Source organism: Glycomyces sambucus (assembly GCF_900102815.1).
GTDB lineage: Bacteria > Actinomycetota > Actinomycetes > Mycobacteriales > Micromonosporaceae > Glycomyces > Glycomyces sambucus.
In genome coordinates, this window is record NZ_FNGF01000005.1 from 402,988 (window position 1) to 424,197 (window position 21,210).

The 21,210-nt window shown below is 70.7% G+C and carries 17 protein-coding genes and 1 tRNA gene; 13 read left to right on the top strand and 5 right to left on the bottom strand.

What is annotated here, in order from left to right; genetic code table 11:
• Positions 1-2 precede the first annotated feature (2 nt).
• Both BLS99_RS17115 and BLS99_RS17120 read left to right on the top strand, forming a co-directional pair.
• Positions 3-1,145, top strand: coding sequence for an ABC transporter ATP-binding protein (locus BLS99_RS17115; RefSeq protein ID WP_091052394.1), 1,143 nt, complete (start codon positions 3-5; stop codon positions 1,143-1,145).
• 5 nt (positions 1,146-1,150) lie between these two features.
• The gene (locus tag BLS99_RS17120; protein ID WP_091052745.1) at positions 1,151-2,185 is read left to right on the top strand and encodes an ABC transporter ATP-binding protein; all 1,035 of its coding nucleotides are present in this window, start codon (positions 1,151-1,153) and stop codon (positions 2,183-2,185) included.
• 102 nt (positions 2,186-2,287) lie between these two features.
• On the opposite strand, the gene BLS99_RS17125 is transcribed toward BLS99_RS17120, so the two are convergent.
• Both BLS99_RS17125 and BLS99_RS17130 read right to left on the bottom strand, forming a co-directional pair.
• A complete protein-coding gene (locus BLS99_RS17125) occupies positions 2,288-2,668 on the bottom strand; it encodes a hypothetical protein (RefSeq protein WP_143034845.1) in 381 nt (126 codons plus the stop codon).
• A gap of 476 nt (positions 2,669-3,144) precedes the next feature.
• A complete protein-coding gene (locus tag BLS99_RS17130; protein WP_176953401.1) occupies positions 3,145-4,557 on the bottom strand; it encodes an HNH endonuclease signature motif containing protein in 1,413 nt (470 codons plus the stop codon).
• Positions 4,558-4,927: 370 nt separating this feature from the next.
• Here BLS99_RS17130 and BLS99_RS17135 point away from each other — a divergent pair.
• The 6 genes from BLS99_RS17135 to BLS99_RS17160 all read left to right on the top strand — a co-directional run bounded on the left by BLS99_RS17135 (position 4,928) and on the right by BLS99_RS17160 (position 9,187).
• A tRNA-Leu gene (locus BLS99_RS17135) sits at positions 4,928-5,010 on the top strand.
• Between the two features lie 504 nt (positions 5,011-5,514).
• A complete protein-coding gene (locus BLS99_RS17140) occupies positions 5,515-7,200 on the top strand; it encodes a sensor histidine kinase (protein ID WP_218126552.1) in 1,686 nt (561 codons plus the stop codon).
• Entirely contained in the window at positions 7,200-7,622 is a 423-nt protein-coding gene (locus tag BLS99_RS17145) for a roadblock/LC7 domain-containing protein (RefSeq protein ID WP_091052401.1), read from the top strand. The genes BLS99_RS17140 and BLS99_RS17145 overlap by 1 nt, the downstream gene beginning before the upstream one ends.
• On the top strand, positions 7,622-7,993 hold the full coding sequence (locus BLS99_RS17150) for a DUF742 domain-containing protein (RefSeq protein WP_091052403.1): 372 nt from the start codon (positions 7,622-7,624) through the stop codon (positions 7,991-7,993). Before BLS99_RS17145 ends, BLS99_RS17150 begins: the two co-directional genes overlap by 1 nt.
• On the top strand, positions 7,971-8,573 hold the full coding sequence (locus tag BLS99_RS17155; RefSeq protein WP_091052406.1) for a GTP-binding protein: 603 nt from the start codon (positions 7,971-7,973) through the stop codon (positions 8,571-8,573). The genes BLS99_RS17150 and BLS99_RS17155 overlap by 23 nt, the downstream gene beginning before the upstream one ends.
• An 11-nt stretch (positions 8,574-8,584) precedes the next feature.
• Positions 8,585-9,187, top strand: a complete 603-nt coding sequence (locus BLS99_RS17160; RefSeq protein WP_218126553.1) for a GAF domain-containing protein — start codon at positions 8,585-8,587, stop codon at positions 9,185-9,187.
• Between the two features lie 87 nt (positions 9,188-9,274).
• Here the strand turns inward: BLS99_RS17160 and BLS99_RS17165 are convergent, their stop codons facing one another.
• Complete coding sequence (locus tag BLS99_RS17165; RefSeq protein ID WP_218126554.1) at positions 9,275-10,474, bottom strand: acyl-CoA dehydrogenase family protein; 1,200 nt, start codon at positions 10,472-10,474, stop codon at positions 9,275-9,277.
• 367 nt (positions 10,475-10,841) lie between these two features.
• On the opposite strand from BLS99_RS17165, the gene BLS99_RS17170 reads away from it, so the two are divergent.
• Both BLS99_RS17170 and BLS99_RS17175 read left to right on the top strand, forming a co-directional pair.
• The gene (locus BLS99_RS17170; protein ID WP_091052409.1) at positions 10,842-12,566 is read left to right on the top strand and encodes a bifunctional metallophosphatase/5'-nucleotidase; all 1,725 of its coding nucleotides are present in this window, start codon (positions 10,842-10,844) and stop codon (positions 12,564-12,566) included.
• Between the two features lie 151 nt (positions 12,567-12,717).
• Positions 12,718-13,494: a Bax inhibitor-1/YccA family protein gene (locus tag BLS99_RS17175; RefSeq protein ID WP_176953402.1), complete on the top strand. Its 777-nt coding sequence runs from the start codon at positions 12,718-12,720 to the stop codon at positions 13,492-13,494.
• On the opposite strand, the gene BLS99_RS17180 is transcribed toward BLS99_RS17175, so the two are convergent.
• Positions 13,476-15,878 carry an FUSC family protein gene (locus tag BLS99_RS17180; protein ID WP_143034846.1) on the bottom strand — a complete coding sequence of 801 codons (2,403 nt, stop codon included), beginning with the start codon at positions 15,876-15,878 and terminating at the stop codon, positions 13,476-13,478. The genes BLS99_RS17175 and BLS99_RS17180 overlap by 19 nt on opposite strands.
• 57 nt (positions 15,879-15,935) lie before the next feature.
• Here BLS99_RS17180 and guaA point away from each other — a divergent pair, with 57 nt between their 5' ends.
• Both guaA and BLS99_RS17190 read left to right on the top strand, forming a co-directional pair.
• Positions 15,936-17,480, top strand: coding sequence for a glutamine-hydrolyzing GMP synthase (gene guaA / locus BLS99_RS17185; RefSeq protein WP_091052416.1), 1,545 nt, complete (start codon positions 15,936-15,938; stop codon positions 17,478-17,480).
• A gap of 31 nt (positions 17,481-17,511) precedes the next feature.
• Positions 17,512-18,432 (top strand): NUDIX hydrolase, encoded by a 921-nt coding sequence (locus tag BLS99_RS17190; protein ID WP_091052419.1) that lies wholly within the window; start codon positions 17,512-17,514, stop codon positions 18,430-18,432.
• Here the strand turns inward: BLS99_RS17190 and BLS99_RS17195 are convergent.
• Positions 18,429-19,679 (bottom strand): phosphatidylserine decarboxylase, encoded by a 1,251-nt coding sequence (locus tag BLS99_RS17195; protein ID WP_091052422.1) that lies wholly within the window; start codon positions 19,677-19,679, stop codon positions 18,429-18,431. The genes BLS99_RS17190 and BLS99_RS17195 overlap by 4 nt on opposite strands.
• Positions 19,680-19,906: 227 nt before the next feature.
• Between BLS99_RS17195 and BLS99_RS17200 the strand changes: the two genes are divergently transcribed.
• A complete protein-coding gene (locus BLS99_RS17200) occupies positions 19,907-21,025 on the top strand; it encodes a Cys-Gln thioester bond-forming surface protein (RefSeq protein ID WP_091052425.1) in 1,119 nt (372 codons plus the stop codon).
• Positions 21,026-21,210 lie beyond the last annotated feature (185 nt).

Genomic DNA, 21,210 nt, shown 5'->3' on the forward strand with positions numbered 1-21,210 from the left:
GAATGTCCAACATCTCGGTCACCACCAGTGACAAGTCCCGATCGGTCGGCGCGAAGGGCGACACGGTCCTGTCCGTCAAGGACCTGGCCGTCTCCTTCCCCACCGACGACGGGCTCGTCCACGCCGTCCGCGGCGTCTCCTACGAGCTCCGCCGCGGCCAGAGCCTCGGCATCGTGGGCGAGTCGGGCTCGGGCAAGTCGGTCACCTCGATGGCGATCATGGGCCTGCTGCCCAAGACCGCCCAGATCACCGGCTCCGCCAAGCTCGAAGGGGACGAGCTCCTCGGCCTCGGCGACGCCGAACTGTCCCGCATCCGCGGCAAGAAGATCTCGATGATCTTCCAGGACCCGCTGACGAGCCTCAACCCGGTCTACACCGTCGGGTTCCAGCTCGCCGAGGCGATCCGCACCCACTACGGGAACATCTCCAAGGCCGAGGCGCGCACCCGCTGCATCGACCTGCTCGACTCGGTCGGCATCCCGAACCCGCAGCAGCGGGTCGACGCCTACCCGCACGAGCTGTCCGGCGGTATGCGCCAGCGCGTCGTCATCGCCATCGCCATGGCCAACAACCCGGACGTCATCATCGCCGACGAGCCCACCACGGCCCTCGACGTGACCGTCCAGGCGCAGGTCCTGGAGGCCCTGGAGAAGGCCCGCGAAGAGGTCAACGCCGCGCTGATCCTCATCACGCACGACCTCGGCGTCATCGCCGGGCACACCGACGAGGTGCTGGTCATGTACGCCGGCCGCCCCGTCGAGCACGGCTCGGTCGACGAGATCTTCTACCAGCCGCGCATGCCCTACACGCTGGGCCTCATCGGCTCGCTCCCGCGCATGGACGAGAGCCGCGACCAGCGGCTCACCCCCATCCACGGGACGCCGCCGTCGATGCTCAACCTGGCGCCCGGCTGCCCGTTCCGCCCGCGGTGCCCCATGCACCAGGACATCTGCGCCGAGGTCGAGCCCGACCTGCTGCCCATCAACGGCTCCGGCCACGTGGCCGCGTGCCACTTCTCGGACCAGCTGGAGGGCAAGGCCCCCGACGACGTCTTCGCGCCCGTGGCCACCGACCTCTCGGTCGAGGCCGAAGTGGAAGCCGTCGAAGCCGAAGCCGCTGCGATCGCAGAGGAGGAGGACAAGTGAACGCCATGCTCGACACTCCGCAGACCGCGGCGAACCCGGTCATCGCCGGGAACAACCTGGTCAAGGAGTTCCCCGTCCGCTCCAAGGGGATCCTGCGGCGCAAGGTCGGGGCGGTCCACGCCGTCTCGGGCGTGTCGCTGGAGATCGGCGCGAACGAGACGCTCGCGCTCGTCGGCGAGTCCGGTTGCGGCAAGTCCACCACGGCGCGGCTGATGATGAACCTCATCCAGCCGACGTCCGGTGAGATCCTCTACGAGGGCCGGGACCTGACGAAGCTCTCGCGCAACCAGATGCGCCCGATCCGGCGCGACATCCAGCTGGTCTTCCAGGACCCGATGGCGTCGCTCGACCCGCGCATGACCGTGTTCGAGATCATCGCCGAGCCGCTGCGCGTGCACGGCCTGTTCAAGAACGGCGGCCGCGACCGGGTCAACAGCCTGATCGAGATCGTCGGCCTGAACCCCGAGCACCGCAACCGCTTCCCCCACGAGTTCTCCGGCGGGCAGCGCCAGCGCATCGGCATCGCCCGCGCGCTCGCGCTCCAGCCGCGCGTGCTCATGCTGGACGAGCCGGTGTCGGCCCTGGACGTGTCGATCCAGGCCGGGGTCATCAACCTGCTGGAGGACCTCCAGGACGAGCTGGGCCTGTCCTACCTGTTCGTGTCGCACGACCTCTCGGTGGTGCGGCACATCGCGGACAAGGTCGCGGTCATGTACCTGGGCAAGATCGTGGAGGAGGGGACCACCGACCAGCTCTTCGCCGGTCCGGCCCACCCGTACACGCAGGCCCTCATGTCCGCGATCCCGCTCCCGGACCCGCGCAAGGAGCGGACCCGCGAGCGGATCGTCCTCCAGGGCGACGTCCCGAGCCCGTCGAACCCGCCCTCGGGCTGCCGGTTCCGCACGCGCTGCCCGCTGTTCAAGGAGCTCCCTGAGAGCGACCAGCGCAAGTGCATCGACATCGAGCCGCTGCTGCGGACCGACCACGACGGCCTGACCCGGGCGGCCTGCCACTTCGCCAAGAAGAAGCAGCTCGTCTGACCGGCCGAGCCGGTCCGACGTAGGACACACGGAGAGGCCGCCTCGCATCGCGCGAGGCGGCCTCTCTCGTCTCACCTGGGCCTTCTTACCAGGGCCTTCTCGCTAGTGGCTCCAGTAGTCGCTGACGCAGCCGACGTGGGCGAAGCCCCAGGTGTCGTTCACGTCGACGGCCACCCAGATGTCGGAGTAGGTGCCGCAGGTCTTGTGGTTCCCGCCCGTGGTGAAGGGGACGCACCAGGTCCCGTCGGTCCACTCCCCGGCCGGGATCTCGCCGAGGACGGTCGAGTTCGCGTAGGGGATCTCCCGGACCTTGGTCTTCTGGCTGAAGGCCACCTGGCACACGACGCTCTCGGTCGCGTCGGCCGGGACGACCCGGTCGGTCTCGGCCGCGCCGGAGGCGCCGCTCTGCCCGGCCATCGCGGGGGCGGCCCACCCTGCACCGATCAGCAGGGCCATGGCCGAAGCCGCAAGAACTCTTCGCATTTGTCCACCTTTGTTGTGTCGAGAAGGATTTGCGTGTTGCCGAAGAGGCGGCTTCATCGTGCCAGGTTTTCTGGGTCCGAAGTAGACCTGAGTCGATTTGGGTTTGCAATGTCTGGTATCTGATAGTCGGGGATATTTGGGGTTGACTTGTACGTGGCGATTCGGCGAGGGGGCTCCGGTCGACTCTGGAGGTTCGCCGGGTCTCCGCCCTCGTCCGGTGCCGGTCTCTTGGCGGCGACAAAGAGGCGGGAGCGGGGCTGAGGTCCGACCTGGGCCATGGGGTCGGATCGGGGACCGGGCGAGGTCATCGATATCCGTCTCGGTCCGGGCCGTCGGCTCGGATGGCGGCGGGCCGAGGAGCGGGGAGGCTCGGCCGGGCCTATGTGCGGCGGCAACGCGGGCCCGCTACTCGGCCGCTCCACCGCAGTCGCCTGATCGAACCCCGGGCACGCCGAAGTCCCGACCGGGGCCGGGGGTCAGAAGGGCGGTGCATCACCCGGATCCTCAGGGGACTGCTTGAACCGCTCTCTTGCCTTCGCGATGGCGTCGCGCATGTTGCTCTGCGCGTACCAGTTGGCATGATCGGTCAGTTCGCGTCGATGCATTGGCGACCATTCGGACGAATCATGACCATTCGGCAGGTCTTTGAGCGGGCTCGCTTCCCAGTCCTCATCGGTGGTCCCATTGACATGGGTGATGCTCGCCTTGCCGGGTCCGATCTTCGCTATTTCCCATTTGTCCGTGTGAATCCTGCCGTGATGGAACCGGCAGAGCAGGATCATGTTGTCGGCGCTGGTCGCTCCGCCCTCCGCCCAATGCACGACGTGATGGGCTTCGGTCCAGCTGATCGGGGCCCGGCAACCGGACCAGGCGCACCCGCCCTGCTGCTCGAGCTCCAGCTTGTGGCGGAGGGCCGTGTTGGGGAGGCGCTTCTCCCTGCCGAGTTCGAGGGCTTCACCGGTCTCGTAGTCGAAGACCGAGGGGATGATCCCGGCTTCGCAGGCGAGGAGGCGGGCCTTGGCGACCGACACGGGCTTGCCGTCGAGGACCGGGAGCCGCCCCGTCTTCTCCTCGCGCAGGGTCTCGATGTCGCAGAGCAGGTTGAGGGTCGCCGTGTGGCCGTGGCGCTTCGGGGCCCCGGGGTCGGCACCGTAGGCCGCCACCATCTGGTGCAGGGCCTCGGCGTTCCGGCGGGAGGCGGAGGGGAGCACGCCGACCTCATCGGCCTCGTCCTGGCGGGGCGGGGGAACGGCGGTCCTCAGGGCGTTGCTGAGCAGCCGGCCGGTGTCCCCGGTCAGCCGCCCGTCCAGGTCCCACATGCCGTCGGCCCGCTCGCTCACCTCCATCCAGGCGAGGGTCTGCTGGCTCAACTCGTCGAGGAGCGACTGCTGGTCGAACAGCTCGGCGCACACCTTGTCGAAGAGCTCCGCCAGCTCCGACCGCGCGGCGTGGACGCAGTACTCCCGGATCAGCTCCTCGGGAGTGCGGCACGAGGTCGAACCGTCATAGGGGGACTCGACAGGAGAGGGATAGGGGACCCGGGAGTAGACCGCCAGGCCCTCCCTCTCGAGACGCCGCATCGTATAGGCGATCGCATCGAGGCTCGCACTCCCGGAGAGCGCCGCCTCGGCCAGATGCTTGTACTTGGGGGCCAGCCTGGCGATGGAGGCCATCTGACCAGCGCTGGAAGCATTGAAGGCGAAGGACTCCATGATCCAGTCGCGGATCCCGGAGAAGCCGTCGCAGGTCTTGTGCAGACCGGCGGAGGTGTAGGCGATGACTTCACCGAGTGTGGCCGCTTCAAGAGAGCGTGCCTGGGCCGCAAGGGCTTCAAGACGGGAACGCTGGAGTGCGGCTTGCTGGTCTCGGTCGAGAACGGTGGAGATCATGTGCGGCGCACCCCCTCTGTGCGTATCCTCTTGTGACTTCTGTTGCGGTAGTTCAATTGTGACGGCTAATGAGCCGGGTGTCATCACTCTAAAGGGTGAAATAGAGTCCTAAAGAGACTTAATAGAGGTGCCCCAACCTCAATCCCCGCCGCCCGAAAGCCCAAGTGGGACATCGACAATCGCTCACCCCTTTGTCGCCGCCGCTTGAACCTTGTGGACACTCAACCCGACTCCCGCGGTCCTGCCAACTGGGAAAACCTGCCTTGTGTCGGGATGCTGACACTTCGCCGTCTTCCCAGGTAGAGGAGGTATACCCCTAAACCTGTGGAATACATGAACGCCCCGGAGCCGATAGCGTGGCAGCATACGGGCCCGAGTGGTGGAATCTGGTAGACACAGTCGGCTTAAAACCGGCCGTCGGGAGACTTGCGGGTTCAAGTCCCGTCTCGGGCACGAGCCGGAGCGACAGACCCCTGGGAGGCAACGGGACCGGACGGCGTGGGGCCGTCCGGTCCCGGCGTGTCTTTCCTCGCATTCCCGAGCAAGTGCACCGAAATTCTTCGAAACTCTCGAACGGGTGATCGTTCCCGCCTTCTACGGAGGTCCTCACCCTTCGTGACCGCAAGGCCGCTGAGCTGCCATGTCACGACTGTGAACGGACCATTTCCCCCTTGCGCCAGAATGCATCCGCAGGTTGACGGCGCAGGGCCGCCGTGCTATCCAATGAACTGAGCGCTGATACCATTCTGTCGAGTCAGCCGGTGGGGGCGATGCCTTCTCTTCTGCTGCAACGACTTTGTCACTTCCCGGTATCGCGGAAGCCGATAGGCCAGTGTCGTGAGGATGGCGATGCCCGAAACACCTCGGTCCACAACTCATACCTTTCAACCCTCCGGGCCAGCGCCCCAAGGCTTCTCCGGCGAAGACGCCGGCGCCCCGGTGGAACTCAAGCCCCGTTTGACGCGTATCGCACTGCTGCCGCTCGCTGCGGTCGCGGTGCTCGGCGCGGGCGTCGCGGCGATGTTCGCCGCGACCGGCGCGGACCGTCCAGGATGGATGGTCCCGGCGGTCCTCGGCTCGGCCCTGGTGCTCGCGGCGGTGATCGCGTACTTCGCGGCCGGCGCGGCCTCCAAGGCGGAGGCCGACCTCAGCCGCCAGATCCAGACCGTCCGCCGCTCGACGGTGGAGACCCACTACAAGGTCTGGCAGATCCTGGACGACCTCCAGCGCGAGCTCCCCCAGGAGCAGCGCTGGTCCGTCCCCCTGCCCAACCCCGGCTCCGGCGCGGCCTCGACCGACGAGGCCCTGCGCCTCCTCGCCTCCGAGGCCCGCCACCTGCGCGCCGCGGCCGAAGCCGTCGCGGCCCGCGGCGTCCGGCCCGTCGCGCCGCAGGCGCCCCAGCACCACCCGCAGGCCCCGGTCCACGTGCCGCAGCAGATGGTCACCTCCGGTCCCATCGACGCGGTCGACGTGCACTCGCGCGTCGGCATCTTCGTGAACCTCGCCCGCCGCCTGCAGTCGCTGGTGCACCGCGAGATCGAGCAGCTGGACGAACTGGAGAACCAGGTCGAGGACCCGGACCTGCTCAAGGGCCTGTTCTCGGTCGACCACCTGGCGACCCGCATCCGCCGCCACGCCGAGAACCTCGCGGTCCTCGGCGGGGCGACCTCGCACCGCCAGTGGTCGCGCCCGGTCAACGTCTACGAGGCGCTGCGCTCCGCGGTCGCCGAGGTGGAGCAGTACGCCCGCGTCAAGCTGGTGCGCCCCATCGAGGGGACGCTCAAGGGCCACGCGGTCGCCGACATCATCCACCTGGTCGCCGAGCTCGTCGAGAACGCGACGACGTTCTCGGCCCCGGGCACCCAGGTGCTCATCCGGGTCCAGCGCGTGCGCACCGGCCTCGCGGTCGAGGTGGAGGACCGCGGCCTGGGCATGGAGAACCACGAGCGCAACCGCTACAACACCATGCTCGCCACACCGGACAAGGTGAACCTGGACGAGCTGCTCGCGGACGGCCGCATCGGCCTGTACGTCGTGTCGTCGCTGGCGCGGCGCCACACGCTCACGGTCCAGCTCCAGTCGAACATCTTCGGCGGCACCCAGGCCATCCTGGTGGTCCCGGAGGAGCTGCTCGGCGACGACACCCCGCCGCCGAAGGAGCCGACCCGGGAGCTCCCGGCGGCCCCGCAGTCGACCGTGCCTGCGACCATGCCGGTCCGCCAGCCGGGCACCCAGACGCCCCCGCAGCTGCCTTCGGTGCAGCTGCGCCCCCTGCCGTCGGCGGGCGGTGCGCCGCAGCAGATGCCGCGGCGCGACGTCCCTGCCCCGGCCTACACGCCCGTCTCGGTGAACACCGGCGCCCTGCCGGTGACCGCGGAGATGCAGGCGGTCGAGTCGCCCCGCCCGAGCGGCTACGGCGCCCACGCGGGCCTGGACGCCGACGGGCGCCCCGCCCTGCCCAAGCGCAGCAAGCAGACGCACCTCGCACCGCAGCTGCGGGACCAGCCGGTCCCCTCGCGCAGCGTGGAACTGGGCCACGACCCCGGCCTCATGGCGGCGTTCCAGCAGGGCCAGCAGCGCGCGGACGCCGGTCCGCAGATCCCCAACGATTCCGTTTCTCCGTACAGGAATGAGGAGTTCTAATGGCAGGCGACGAGGCAGGCGCCCACACGGATCTCAGCTGGCTGCTGGCGGGCCTCATCAGGAAGGTCCCGCACACCCGCAGCGCACTCCTGCTGTCCTCGGACGGCATCAAGAAGGCGTACCACGGGATGGGCACCGACCAGGCCGACCAGCTCTCGGCGATCGCGTCGGGGATGTTTTCGCTGGCGCGCAGCGCGGGGGCCCAGTTCGGCTCGGCCGGCGGGGTCCGCCAGGTGGTGGCGGAGCTGGAGGACACGCTGCTGTTCGTCTCGACCGCCGGGCAGGGCGCGGTCCTGGCCGTGACGGCCGGGCGGGAGGCGGACGCGGGGGTGCTCGGCTACGAGATGTCCATCCTGGTCAAGAGCGTGCGGCCGTACCTCGAGACACCGGTGCGGAGACCGAGCGGCGAAATGGTGGGCTGATGGCCGAATCCGAGCACCGGCCACTGCTCGACGAGGACGCGGGGCCGCTGGTCCGGCCGTACACCGTCAGCAACGGGCGCACCGCCCCCACGGCGAAGCTGGACCTCCTCTCGCTGGTCCGCTCCACCGGGCAGCTGCGTCCCTCGCAGCTGGAGGCCGAGCACGCCGAGGCGCTGATCCTGTGCCGGGAGCCCATCTCGGTCGCGGAGGTCTCCGCCCACCTGCGGCTCCCCGCCATGGTCATCAAGGTCCTGCTGTCCGATCTCGTGGACTGCGGGGCCGTCACCGCCCACTCACCCGATCCCGCCGTCGATCCCACCGACAGAACCGTATTGGAGGCACTCCTCAATGGCCTACAACGGCGACTCTGACCGAGCGCCCGCACAGCAGCAAGTCCTGCCCACCGCCATCAAGCTCCTGGTCGCCGGGGGCTTCGGGGTCGGCAAGACCACCTTCGTCGGAGCGGTCTCCGAGATCGAGCCGCTGAGCACCGAGGAGACGATCACCACCGCCTCGATCGGCACCGACGACCTCACCGGCGTGGGGGACAAGACGACCACGACGGTCGCCCTGGACTTCGGCCGCATCACGCTCGACCCGGACCACATCCTGTACCTGTTCGGCACCCCCGGGCAGGACCGGTTCTGGTTCATGTGGAACGAGCTGTCGGACGGGGCCTTCGGCGCGGTCGTGCTCGCGGACACGCGGCGGCTGGAGGACTGCTTCCCGGCGCTCGACTTCTTCGAGCGGCGGGGCACCTCCTTCATCGTGGCGGTCAACGAGTTCGAGTCGGGCTTCCACTACGAGCCGGAGGAGGTCAGGGCCGCTCTGGACCTCAAACCGAATATCCCGATCGTCTGCTGCGACGCACGCGATCCTCGTTCCGCGACCTTGGTGCTGGTCACCTTGACCAAGCACCTGATGTCGGCCGCTGCTACCAGCGTCCGGTAAAGGAGCCAGCAATGTCCATGCCCGATAACGAGTTCCGTCTCACGATCACGCCCGACGACCCGGGCGCACCCGAACGGGTCAAACGCCTGCGGCAGCTGGGGATCGGGGACCTGCCCGACCCCGAGTTCGACCAGCTCGCCAAGGAGCTCACCGAGCTCACCGGCGCGCCTTACGCGATGGTGAACTTCATCGACGAGGACCGGCAGTACTTCGCCGGCCTCGCGGCGCCGGACGCCGACGACGCGAACCAGGCCATCGCGGGGGCGGGCGAGGCGGTCGAGGTGGGGCGCGAGATGGACCGCGACCACGGGTACTGCCCGCACGTCGTGGTCCGCGGCAAGGCGCTGGTGCTCGGCGACGTGTGCGACTACCCGCGCTTCGCGGGGAACCCGGTGGTCGACAAGATCGGCATCCGCTCGTACCTGGGGGCGCCGCTCATCGACGACGAGGGGAACACCCTCGGCACCGTGTGCGTGGTCGACACCGAGACGCACGACTGGGGCCGGCCCGGTCTGGACATCATCAAGGGCATGGCGGCCAAGGTGATGGACCGCATCCGCGAGCGCAACGAGCCGCGGGACCCGTACGGGGGCGAGCACCCGCTCCAGGGCTAGCGGCTCAAGCGGGCACAAAAAGAGAGGAGGCGGTCTCCGCCTCCTCTTCCGCGTCCCGCTCCGGCCGATCCCTCCGGATGGTGCGCTCTAGTGCACTGCTACGGCGCCGCCGGCGGCCGCGATGCGTTCGGACCACTGGCCCCTGGTCCGACCCATCGTGGCCTCGGCGAGGCGCAGGCGCTGCACGTCGGAGGTCCCTGCGGGCGCGAAGATGTGGTACGCGTCCCGGAGGAACCGCTCGACCGGCCGCTCGGTGGTGAGTCCGATGGCCGCGTGGATCTCCATGGCCTCGCGCGCCGAGTCGAGTGCGGACTCGACGTTGACGAGCTTGGCGTTCATCAGCTCGATGTCGCAGGGCAGGCCCTGGTCGAGCAGGTCCGCGGCGTGGTAGGCGGTGATGCGGGCGGTCATGAGCCGCGAGGTGATCTGCCCGATCTTCTGCTTGACGTTGTCGAGTTCGGCGATGGGCTTGCCGTACAGCTCGCGCTCCGTGGCGTACTCGACGGTGGCGTCGAGGATCGCCTGGTGGATGCCGAGCGACACGGCGGTGAGGTTGGCCCTTCCGTAGAGGATCGACGACGAGTAGGCGACCGCGAGGCCGTCCCCCTCGTCGCCCAGGCGGTTCGAGGCGGGCACCCGGCAGTTCTCGAACAGCAGCTCGCCGAAGCTGAAGCCGTGCAGGCCCATCGTGGACTGCTGCGGCGCCAGCGCGAACCCGGGCCGGTCCGGTTCGACGAGGAAGGCCGTGAGCCCCTTGGGGCCCAGGCCGGTGCGCACGACCACGCCGTGGAGGTCGCCGACATGGCTGTTGCCGACGAACACCTTGTGGCCGTTGAGGATGTAGTCGTCGCCGTCGCGGACGGCCTTGGCGCGCATGCCGAGGACGTGGCCGCCGGAGGCGGTCTCGGTGACGGCGATGGTGGGGAGGCAGGTCCCGGCGGCGACCTTGGGGAGCCAGGTCTTCTTCTGCTCGTCGGAGCCGAAGTGGAGGATCTTGGCGACGCCGAGCTGGGAGGCCTGGACCATCGCGCCCATCGCGCCGGAGACCCGGGCGAGCTCCTCGATGATGATGGTCTTGGCCAGGTGGCCCATGCCCATGCCGCCGTACTCGGCGGGTATGGTGACGCCGAGCCAGCCCTGCGCGGCTATGAGCCGGGACAGCTCGTGGTGGACGGTCTTGCGCGATTCCATTTCGGGGATGAGCGGGCGCACTTCGCGTTCGGCGAAGGCCCGCACCTGGGCTCTGAGGGTGTCATGCTGTTCGGTCGTGAAGTAGCCGGTCGTCAACGGGTAACCCCCCTGTGGGCGTGCGCTCGTCGATGTCCGCACATGGTGCGGTGGTCCCCACCAAGTGACAAGCTGTATATGCGAAATGTTCTCGCAGTGACTGTAGCAACCGTTATCGCATGGGGCAAGGGTCAGCAAAGTGGACGTAAGACGGTTACGTGCCGGTAACGAACCGTTGGGGCCCAACGAAACCGTTTATTCCCGAATACCGGGAGTGACGGGTGCGCGAACAGTCACCGCGTGCTACGGCCGCGACCGTTGCCCGGTCTTCCCCCAGGCGTTATGCTGCGTTGATTCGCGCGCAATCGTCCCATGATTGGATCTGGGGCGACGCTCCGCCCATCGACCCCACCCCGTACGGAGAACCATGCTCAACTTCAAACGCCGCGCGGTCGCGGCAGCGGGGGCGCTCGCCCTCGCGGCGACCACGCTCGCGGTCGGCGCCTGGTCGTTCGGCCCCGGACCCGGCAACGGACACGGCCACGGCCGCCAGGTGGACCTGCAGCTCCTGGCGCTCAACGACTTCCACGGCAACATCGAGGCCGCCTCCAGCCTCACCTGGCCCGGGCACACCGAACCGGTCGGCGGCGCCGAGTACCTCGCGACGCACCTCGAACAGGCCCGCGATGGCGAGCGCTACTCCACGACCGTGGCCGCCGGCGACCTCATCGGCGCCAGCCCGTTCATGTCCGCGGTCTTCGACGACGAGCCGACCATCGAGTCGCTCAACGCCATGGGCGTCGAGGTCTCCTCGGTCGGCAACCACGAGTTCGACGCCGGGTTCGAGGAGCTCAACCGGATCATGGAGGGCGACGCCGACTTCGAGGGCGCCGACTTCCCGTACCTCGGCGCGAACGTCGTCGACGAGGAGACCGGCAGGCCGGTCCTCGACCCGTACTGGGTCAAGAACTTCGGCGGCGGCGTCAAGGTCGGCTTCATCGGCATGACCCTGGAGGGCACCGGCGACATCGTCTCCAAGTCCGGCATCGAGGGCCTGGTCTTCAAGGACGAGGTCGACACCGCGAACAAGTACGCCCGTGAACTCAAGCGCAAGGGCGTCAACGCGATCGTCGTGCTCCTCCACGAGGGCGGCGTGCCCGTCGCCGAGGACACCGGCCACGACTGCGAGTCCGCCGACGGCACCGCGACCGGCATGTCCGGCCCGATCGTCGACATCGCCGAGACCATGACCCCGCTCGTCGACGTCATCGTCTCCGGCCACACCCACCAGGAGTACGTGTGCTCCGTGGAGGACCCGAACGGCAACCCGCGCCTGGTGACCTCCGCGTCGAACTACGGCCGCGTGTTCACCGAGATCGACGCGACCTACGACAAGCGCACCAAGGACATCGTGCGCTCGACCGTGGTCGGCTCCAACACCGTCGTCACCCGCGACGTCGCGGCCGACGGGGACCAGACCGCGATCCTGGAGGAGTACGGCCCGCTCGCGGCCGAGGCCGGGAACCGCGTCGTCGGCTACATCGCCGAGGACATCAAGCGCGGCGCCACCAGGGCCGAGGAGTTCCCGCTCGGGAGCCTCATCGCCGACGCGCAGCTGTGGAACACCGCCGCCGCCGACACCGGGGGCGCCGAGATCGCGTTCATGAACCCCGGCGGCGTCAGAGCCGACCTGCTGTACGCGCAGGGCACGCCGGGCGAGGCCACGTACGGCGAGGTGTTCACCGTGCAGCCCTTCGCGAACTACGTCGTCACCCTCGACCTGACCGGCGCGCAGATCCTGGAGGCGCTGCGGCAGCAGCTGCCGAGCGCGGGCCGCTCGACCACGCTGGTCCTCCAGGTCTCCGAGGGCTTCACGTACACATGGGACAAGACGAGGACCGGGACCGACCAGATCGTCGCCGACTCGCTCGCGCTCAACGGCGAGCCGATCGTCGCCGACCAGGTCTACCGGGTCACGGTGAACTCGTTCCTGGCCGACGGCGGCGACTCCTTCGCCGCGTTCGCCGCAGGGGAGAACCGCCTCTTCGGCGAACTCGACGTCGACGCCTTCGAGGACTACATCGCCGAGTTCGGCACCAGCGCCGCGCCGCTGGAGGCCCCCGAGCTCGGCCGGATCACGATCGTCTCGTAGTTCCTGAACGGATTCACAGGTGGCGGGGGCGCATGCGCCCCCGCCGCTTCTCGTAATCGCGGCGGTGACCGGATAGTCTGGTACCACCCTGAACATTCACGGAGGACCTCAGGTCATGGCAATGCAGAGCAGGAACTCATCCCTTCGCAGCATGGCGAAGGCCCAATACAACGAGCAGCAGCACATGGGCGCCGCCTACGGTCCCTACGGGCAGATGACCCAGGCCCCCCAGGCCCAGGCGATGACCATCGACGACGTCATCGTCCGCACCGTCGCCCTCGTCGGCGCGACGTTCGTGGCCGCGCTCCTGACCTACGGGATGGTCGGCAGCGGCGACGCCTCCTCCGCGGGCACCGCCGGCATGCTCATGGCCCTCGGCGGCCTCGTCAGCATCGTCGTCATCATCTTCTCCATCTTCAAGCCGGTCACGAACCCGTTCGTGGCCTTCGCGTACGGCATCGGGCAGGGCCTCGTCCTCGGCGGGTTCAGCGCGGTCATGGAGGCCCAGTTCCCGGGCATCGTCGTCAACGCCCTCGTCGCGACCATCCTCGTGTTCTTCGGCATGCTGGCGCTCTACAAGTTCCGCATCCTCAAGAACTCCCCGGTCTTCACCAAGGTCATCGTCGGCGCCGGCTTCGGCATCGCCGGCCTGCTCCTGGTGAACGTCGTCGCGAGCCTGTTCGGCGTCAACCTCGGCCTGTTCGCCGCCCCCGGCGGCGACCCGACGACGCTCCAGTGGATCATCGCGATCGCCCTCACCCTCTGGGCCGCGTTCTCCTTCATCCTCGACTTCGACATGATCGAGTGGTCCGCCCAGAACGGCGCCCCGAAGAAGTACGCGTGGGCCGGCGCCTTCGGCCTCACCGCGGGCCTCATCTTCCTGTACTGGAACCTGCTCCGCCTCCTGTCCTACTTCCAGGGCGAGTAGCGGGCTTGAGCTCCGAACTCGAGCGGGCGATCGGGCGCGTCGTCGAAGGCACGCGCCACTGGTCGTCCGCTCGCTGGCTTCCCCGGGCCGGGGCGATGCACGGCCTCGTCCAGGCCCTCGCCGACCTCGCCGCCGACACCGAGGGGCGCGACCGGCGCCCCGTCCCGCGCCTGCCCAGCGACATGAGCCTGCCCGACCAGCTCCAGGTCGTCGGCCTCGACCTCATCGAGCTCGAACCCCTCGCCCCCGAGCGGCAGCGCGAGGCCGAGGCGGCGCTCGCGAGCGCCCGCGCCTCGCTCTTCTAAGTCGATCCAGCCGGACATCACCAGCGCCGCGTCGTCGAGCGCGTCCACCACGTTGTCGGACTCCCAGCGGAGCACGTTCCGGCGCGTCCGGGTCTCGCGGTCCTCGATCGCGCCCAGGCGCCGGTCGAGGCGCTGGGTCGCGTCGCTCAGGTCCACCCCGCGCGGCGGCGCCGCGCTCCGGGCGAGGGCCGCCAGCCGCATGTAGGCCGCGTCGAGGGCGTCCGCGAAGTCGTCGACGCCCGCCAGTCCCGGGGCGTCCTCCTCGCGGCCGAGGGTCGCGTTCACCGCCACCAGCGCCCGCGCCGCCCGCGACAGGGCCGCCTCGGCGCCGACGACGTCGGCCGAGAGCGGCCCGGGGCCCCCGATCGGCTCGGCCTTCGCCTGGTCGGCCGCCTGCGTCAGGGCCGCCCGGCGGGCCCGCACCTGGTCGATGGCGGCGTGCATGGTCCTGCGGTCGTAGTCGGCGGGGTGCGCCTGCCGGTCGAGGACGAGCCGCGCGTAGTCGCGGTAGGCGTCCACGAGGTCGCCGAGGAGGTCCCCGAGGCGGCGGGTCTGCCAGGTCGGGACGAGCACGTAGAAGCCGATGGCCAGGGCCGCGCCCGCGACGGTGCACAGGCCCCGGTCGAGGGCGCCCAGGAGCGGGTTCTCGCCGGTGAGGTCGATCTGGAACACGGTGAAGCCCGAGACGGCCGCCGCGAACACGAGCATCGACACCGGCCGCAGCAGGTACGCGACGAGCGCGAACGCGAGGATCGTGAGGCTGATCCACACCTGGTCCGCGGGGATCACGAGCCCCAGCAGCGAGGCGAGGAGGACGCCGCCGATGGTGCCGACCGCGCGCGTGGTGCCGCGGGTGAGCGTCCCGGAGAAGTCCGCCTGGAGGACCAGCCACGCCGTCAGCGGGATCCAGTAGCCGTGGCCGGTGGGCCACAGCAGCCCGATGCCCATGGCGAGGGCGATGACGCCGGCGCGCCGCAGCGCGTGCTGGACGACCGGGTCGCGCCGGTGCAGGCGGGAGCGGAGCTGCCCGGCGGCCTGGCGGGCGGTGGAGGTGACGTGCGCAAGCGCGGGGTCGGCCACGACCGCGTCGCCCCCGGCGGTGATCCGCTCGGCGAAGCCGCCGGTGTCGTGGAGGGTGCGCAGGAGCCCGCCGATCTCGGTGGGCATGGTGCCGGTGGCGGTGGCCATGGGGTTCTGGGAGAGGCCCGCGAGGAGGTCGTCCCAGTCGAGCTCGGCGGGGCGGCGGGCGGTGATGCGCCCGGCGAAGTGGGTGAGCAGGCGCGCGGCCATCTCCAGGGCCTCGGAGTAGAACGCGACGGTGTCGCGGTCCTGGGCGTCGGCGCGGGCCCGCGCGGAGGCGGTGCGCCCGATCGCGGTCGAGACCGCGTAGATCTGGCGGCGGGCCTCCAGGATCGCGGCGGGCAGGACCCGGCGCCGGTCGAGTTCGCGGGCGGCCTCGTGCAGCGCCTCGGTGTCGAAGGGCGCGTTCGGGTCCGCGGCGAGGGTGTCGGCCTCGGCGGCGAGCGCGAGCCACGCCTCGGCGAGGGTGCGGCGGTCCTCGGCCCACCGGAAGTACGGGGGCAGGAGCGCCATGAGGGCCTGGAGGACGCCGCCGGCGAGGACCGCGGCGGCGGCGAGCGCCACGGTGGTGCCGGTGGTGATGTGCTCGGCGAGGAAGAACATGATGCCCGAGACCGTGAACGTCACGCCCGCGACGTGCGTCACCGAGCCGATGAACGTGAGCGTGAACGCATAGGCCGCGGCGGCGGCGACCAGTACGACCGGCTGCTCGACGGCGCCGAGGACGACCCCGAGGGCCCCGGCGAGGCCGACCAGGAGCGGCAGCGAGGGCCCGGTGCGGGTGCCGGGGGTCAGGAGGGCGACCCCGCCCAGCCAGGCGCCCATGGACGCGGCCTGGCCCCAGCCCGGGTGGCCCAGGAGCGCGACGGCGGCCATGACCACGGCGATGCCGCAGGCCGCGCGCACCGCGAGCACGGGCGCGGCCTCGCCGGGGGTCCACGACCTGAGGTCGTCGCCGACCCGGCGGACCGACTCGTCGACACCCGGGTTGTTGCGCACGCCCAAAGGGTAGCCGCGCCTACGGCTGTGAGCACCCTTACCGGTTACCCTGGTGGCATGCGACAAACGGTGCTGGTGGTCGACTTCGGGGCCCAATACGCGCAGCTCATCGCGCGCCGCGTCCGGGAGGCCCACGTCTACTCGGAGATCGTGCCCTCCTCCATGCCCGCGGCGGAGATGCTCGCGAAGGAGCCGGCCGCGATCATCCTGTCCGGCGGCCCTTCGAGCGTGTACGCCGAGGGCGCCCCGCAGGTGGACCCGGAGCTGTTCAAGGCCGGCGTGCCGGTGCTGGGGATCTGCTACGGGTTCCAGGCGATGGCGAAGGCCCTGGGCGGCACGGTCGCCAAGACGGGCCTGTCGGAGTACGGCGGCACCGAGCTCGACGTGCTGTGCCCCTCGAAGCTCCTCGACGGCCTCCCCGAGCACCAGTCGGTGTGGATGAGCCACGGCGACTCCGTCACCGAGGCCCCCGCGGGCTTCGACGTGGTCGCGACGACCTCGGGCGCGCCCGTGGCGGCGTTCGAGAACCTCCAGTCCCGCCTGGCGGGCGTCCAGTACCACCCGGAGGTCGCGCACACCCCGCACGGCCAGGCGGTCATCCGGCACTTCCTGCACGACATCGCCGGGATCAAGCCGAACTGGACGAACTCGGCGATCATCGACGAGCAGGTCGCGGCGATCCGCGAGCAGGTCGGCGACAGGCGGGTCCTGTGCGCGCTCTCGGGCGGCGTGGACTCCTCGGTGGCGGCCGCGCTCGTGCACCGGGCCGTGGGCGACCAGCTCACGTGCGTGTTCGTCGACCACGGGCTGCTGCGCGCCGGCGAGGCCGAGCAGGTCGAGAAGGACTACGCGCAGCTCACGGGCATCGACGTGCGCACCGTGGACGTCGCGGAGCAGTTCATCACGGCCCTGAAGGGCGTGACGGACCCCGAGGAGAAGCGCAAGATCATCGGGCGCGAGTTCATCCGCACCTTCGAGGCGGCCGCGCGCGGCATCGCCGAGGAGCAGGGCATCGACTTCCTCGTCCAGGGCACGCTGTACCCGGACGTGGTCGAGTCCGGCGGCGGCACCGGCACCGCGAACATCAAGAGCCACCACAACGTGGGCGGCCTCCCCGACGACCTCCAGTTCGCGCTGGTGGAGCCGCTGCGGACCCTGTTCAAGGACGAGGTCCGGGCGATCGGCCTGGAGCTGGGCCTGCCCGAGGCCATGGTGTGGCGCCACCCGTTCCCCGGCCCCGGCCTGGGCATCCGCATCGTGGGCGAGGTGACGAAGGAGCGCCTGGACCTCCTCAAGGCCGCCGACGCGATCGCCCGCGCCGAACTGACCGCCGCCGGCCTCGACCGGTCGGTGTGGCAGTTCCCGGTGGTCCTCCTGGCCGACGTGCGCTCGGTGGGCGTGCAGGGCGACGGCCGCACCTACGGGCACCCGGTCGTGCTGCGCCCGGTCTCGTCCGAGGACGCCATGACCGCGGACTGGTCGCGCCTGCCCTACGAGCTGCTGGCGCGGATCTCCACGCGGATCACCAACGAGGTCGCCGACATCAACCGGGTCGTGCTCGATGTCACCTCGAAGCCGCCGGGCACGATCGAATGGGAGTAGTCGTCCCATGAACACGCCGTACAGTTGAGGGATGCAATTCCGGATAGCTGCGTACGGGGAGGTACGTGACGAGAACGGCCGGGTCCTGCTGACGCGCCGGAAGCGCGCGGGCAGAGAGGCGGGGCCCTGGCACCTGCCCGGCGGGGTCATCGACCACGGCGAGCCCCCGAAGCGGGCCGCCGGGCGGCTCGTGGGGGAGCACACCGGCTACGAGGTGGCCGTCGGGCTACCTCTGGCGGCCGTGGCGGTCGCCCGCCGCGGCGTCCACACGAACGCGATCGTCTACGCGGCCGAGGTGTCCGGCGCGCCCGCCGGCGACGCCTCGGGCGACGCCGCGGAGTGGGTCGACCCGGCCCGGGCCGCGGCCGAGCCGCATTCGCCGTTCGTGTCGGCCGCCCTCGGGCTCGCCGACGACCGGCTCGCGGGGCGCGTCGACAAGGCCCCGCAGGAGACCCGTCCCGTCCCGCCCGCCAAGGCCAAGAAGGGCCGGCGCCGCCGCGGGCAGCGCTTCGGCGCGTACGGGGTGGTCGCCGACGTCGAGGGCCGCATCCTGCTCGCCCGCATCGCCGAGGGCTACCCCGGCGGCGGCACCTGGCACCTGCCGGGCGGCGGCGTGGACTTCGGGGAGTCCCCCGAGGCCGCGGTCGCGCGCGAGATCTACGAGGAGACGGGCCAGGAGGCCCTGGTCGGGTCGCTGCTCAACGTCACGTCGTTCCGCCACCGCCGCGCCATCGGCCCCGAGGGGTACCCGCTCGACTGGCACGGGGTGCGCGCGATCTACTCGGCCACGGTGCCGGACCCGTCGGCGGCCCAGGTCGTGGAGGCCGCGGGGGGCTCCACCAGCGAGTCGCGCTGGTGGGACGCCGACGCGCTCGACGACCTGCCGCTCTCGGCGGCCGTCGAGGACGCCCTCCAGGTCGTGGACCTGAAGAACCTCGCCGCGCAGGCTTAGCGCCAGCGCGCGATCACCGTCTCGCCCGCGCGGACGGCCTCGCCGGGGACGACCGCGGCTTCGGCGGCGCCCGCGGGGAGGTACACGTCGGTGCGGGAGCCGAAGCGGATGAGGCCGTAGCGCTCGCCCTTGGCGAGTGACGCGCCGGGCTTGGTGCGGTTGACGATGCGGCGCAGGACCGCGCCGGTGCGCTGGGCGACCACGATGCGACCGCGCGGGGTCGCGAGCACGGTGTAGCAGGCGGCGTTGTGCTCGGCGTCGGCCGTGCCGACCTTGGAGTAGCCGCCCTTCTCGGTGAACACGTCGACCACTTCGCCCGCGACGGGGGAGCGGTTGATGTGCACGTCGGTGAGGGACAGGTACGCGGCGATGCGGAGCCATTCGGCGCCGGCCGCACCGGTGGCGGCGCCGAAGCGCTCGTCGACGACGGTCTCGACGGCCATGATGCGCCCGTCGGAGGCGGCGGTGACGGCCTCGGGCTCGTCGTCCTCGCCGCGCAGGTCGGCCTCGCGCTGCGGGTCGCGGAAGAACGCGGCCACGGGGGCGGCGGCGAGCGCGGGCAGGACCCACGCCTTGGAGGAGGGCCGGATCTTCTTGGCGGCCCAGGCGGTCCCGAGGAGGAGTCCGGCGGCGATGACGCCGTTGGAGTCGAGGTGGAGGTTCGGGGTGAGGGCCACGGAGGAGGCGCGCCAGGCGGGGGCGAGGTCCTCGGCGGGGGCGATCGCGCGGGGCTCGCCCTCGTGCTTGGAGGCGGAGCCGATGCGGAGCTTGTGGATGCGCACGGGCGGGAGCGAGCGCACGATCAGGTCGGTGCCGATGCCGTAGTCGGCGACCAGTTCGGCGATCTCCTCGCGCGCGGGCGCGGTGAGGGTGGCGGCGAAGGAGAGGACCCCGCCGGGTTCGACCTTCTCGCGCAGGAGCGCGATGTCGTCGATGAACGCCTCGGCCTCGACGGTGACGGGGCCCGCGAGCATGACCTCCTCGGCGGGGGCGGCCTCGGCGAGGGTGGCGACGGCGGTGACGATGCCGGCCGTCCAGGAGCCCTCGGCGGCGAGGGACGCGCGAAGGTCCTCGATGGAGTGCGAGTCGGCGACGACGGTGAGCCGGTCGGCGGGCATGAGCGCTTCGAGGGCGGCCGTCAGCACCGGGTTCCCCCAGGACGCGCCCACGACCAGCCCGGTCTTGGGGCCCCTCCGCCGGGCGAATTCGTCGGTGATGCCGCGAGCGGCGGCTTTCGAGATCGGCATGACTCCGACTATAGAGCGCGCCGCGTGGTGCCCCTGCCCGCGCTCGCGTGTTGCGCGAGTGCCGTGAGCGGCCCGTGCCCCGGTTTGGGCTCGTACTTTCGGAGGATTCTCCACATCGTTCGGGGGAGAGCCCGAGCCCCGGTGCGGGGGGCCCTCGTTTCTCCTCGTGTCAGGAAGCCTCCCGCGGCCTTTCACCTCACGTCCACTCCCAGGAGGACCGAATCACGATGAGTCTCAAGACGTTCCGCACTCCGCTCGCCGCATCGGCGGTGCTCGCCGCCGTCCTCACAGGAGGTCCCGCGCTCGCGCAGGAGGAGGCCGAGCCGATCACCGGCGACCCCACCGCCGAGCCGGGCCTGGAGCTGCGCGGCCGCCTCGACGGGGAGCGGTTCGACGTGTGGGCCAACCTCCTCGGGCTCACGCCGCACGGCTCCGAGGAGACGTACACGGTCTACTGCATCGACATCAGGACCCCGCTCGACACCGAGAGCCCCTACGCCGAGGGCGACTGGGAGGAGTCGGGGGTCGCGAACCTCGAGTCGGTGCGCTGGGTGCTGTTCAACGGCTTCCCGAACGTCGGCGCCGAGGACCTGATCGAGGCGTCGGGCGGCGAGGTGAACCCGGACTGGAGCGACGACGAGCTCGCCGAGGTCGCCTACGCGGGCACGCAGGCCGCGGTCTGGCACTTCACCGACGACTGGGAGCTGTTGGCCGACAACCCGGTCAAGGGCGGCAACGACGGCGAGGACGAGGCGGTCCTGGCCGTCTACGAGCACCTGACCGAGGACACCGGGCGCGTCCCGGACCCGTCGGAGTACATCGTGGACCTCGAAGGCGAGGAGGACGCGGGGTACGAGGACGGCCGGTTCGGCCCGTACACGGTCCGCTCCAACGCCGGGCCCGTGACCCTCGAAGCCGAGGGCGGGCGCCTGGAGAAGGCGAACGGCGACGCCGTGGAGTCCCTTGAGGACGGCGAGGAGTTCTGGATCGTCCTGGAGGAGGCGAGCAGCGAGATCACGGTGACCGGCACGGCCGCGTACGACCTCCCGGTCGGGCGGGTCTTCCTGGCCACCACCGAGGCGTCCCTGTCCGGCGACGCGGCCAACCGGGTGGTCTCGGGCGAGTCCCAGAAGCTCATCCTCGCCGAGCCGCGCGAGGGCGAGGTCCCCGCCGAGTGGCGGTTCGCCCTCGACGCCCCCACCGACCGGCCCTCGGAGTCCGGCCCCGCGCCGCAGCTCCCGAAGACCGGCACCAGCCTCACCGTCGCGTTCGCGGCCGGCCTGGCGCTGCTCATCGGCGGCCTCACGGCCGCGGTGTTCGCCAAGCGCCGCAGCACGACGCACTAGACCGCACGGATGCGGGCGGGCTGCGGCCCGCCCGCTGCCGCAGGAGCGTTCCGGACCGATTCCACCGGTCCGGGCCCGGGCGCGCTCCGCGGCTCTACTCTCGGCCCGGCGCATGGTGCGGCCGGAACCGGGGCAAGCGATCCGCCCCGGTTCCGGCCACTCGCGTCACTCCAGTGCCGCCCTGT

Excerpts from the sequence above, each read along its gene's own strand:
- BLS99_RS17130 (WP_176953401.1), bottom strand. The coding sequence starts at position 4,557 with ATGATCTCCACCGTTCTCGACCGAGACCAGCAAGCCGCACTCCAGCGT.
- BLS99_RS17120 (WP_091052745.1), top strand. The coding sequence starts at position 1,151 with ATGCTCGACACTCCGCAGACCGCGGCGAACCCGGTCATCGCCGGGAAC.
- guaA (WP_091052416.1), top strand. The coding sequence starts at position 15,936 with ATGCGACAAACGGTGCTGGTGGTCGACTTCGGGGCCCAATACGCGCAG.
- BLS99_RS17200 (WP_091052425.1), top strand. The coding sequence starts at position 19,907 with ATGAGTCTCAAGACGTTCCGCACTCCGCTCGCCGCATCGGCGGTGCTC.
- BLS99_RS17115 (WP_091052394.1), top strand. The coding sequence starts at position 3 with ATGTCCAACATCTCGGTCACCACCAGTGACAAGTCCCGATCGGTCGGC.
- BLS99_RS17150 (WP_091052403.1), top strand. The coding sequence starts at position 7,622 with ATGGCCGAATCCGAGCACCGGCCACTGCTCGACGAGGACGCGGGGCCG.
- BLS99_RS17155 (WP_091052406.1), top strand. The coding sequence starts at position 7,971 with ATGGCCTACAACGGCGACTCTGACCGAGCGCCCGCACAGCAGCAAGTC.
- BLS99_RS17195 (WP_091052422.1), bottom strand. The coding sequence starts at position 19,679 with ATGCCGATCTCGAAAGCCGCCGCTCGCGGCATCACCGACGAATTCGCC.
- BLS99_RS17145 (WP_091052401.1), top strand. The coding sequence starts at position 7,200 with ATGGCAGGCGACGAGGCAGGCGCCCACACGGATCTCAGCTGGCTGCTG.
- BLS99_RS17175 (WP_176953402.1), top strand. The coding sequence starts at position 12,718 with ATGGCGAAGGCCCAATACAACGAGCAGCAGCACATGGGCGCCGCCTAC.
- BLS99_RS17170 (WP_091052409.1), top strand. The coding sequence starts at position 10,842 with ATGCTCAACTTCAAACGCCGCGCGGTCGCGGCAGCGGGGGCGCTCGCC.
- BLS99_RS17160 (WP_218126553.1), top strand. The coding sequence starts at position 8,585 with ATGTCCATGCCCGATAACGAGTTCCGTCTCACGATCACGCCCGACGAC.
- BLS99_RS17125 (WP_143034845.1), bottom strand. The coding sequence starts at position 2,668 with ATGCGAAGAGTTCTTGCGGCTTCGGCCATGGCCCTGCTGATCGGTGCA.
- BLS99_RS17190 (WP_091052419.1), top strand. The coding sequence starts at position 17,512 with ATGCAATTCCGGATAGCTGCGTACGGGGAGGTACGTGACGAGAACGGC.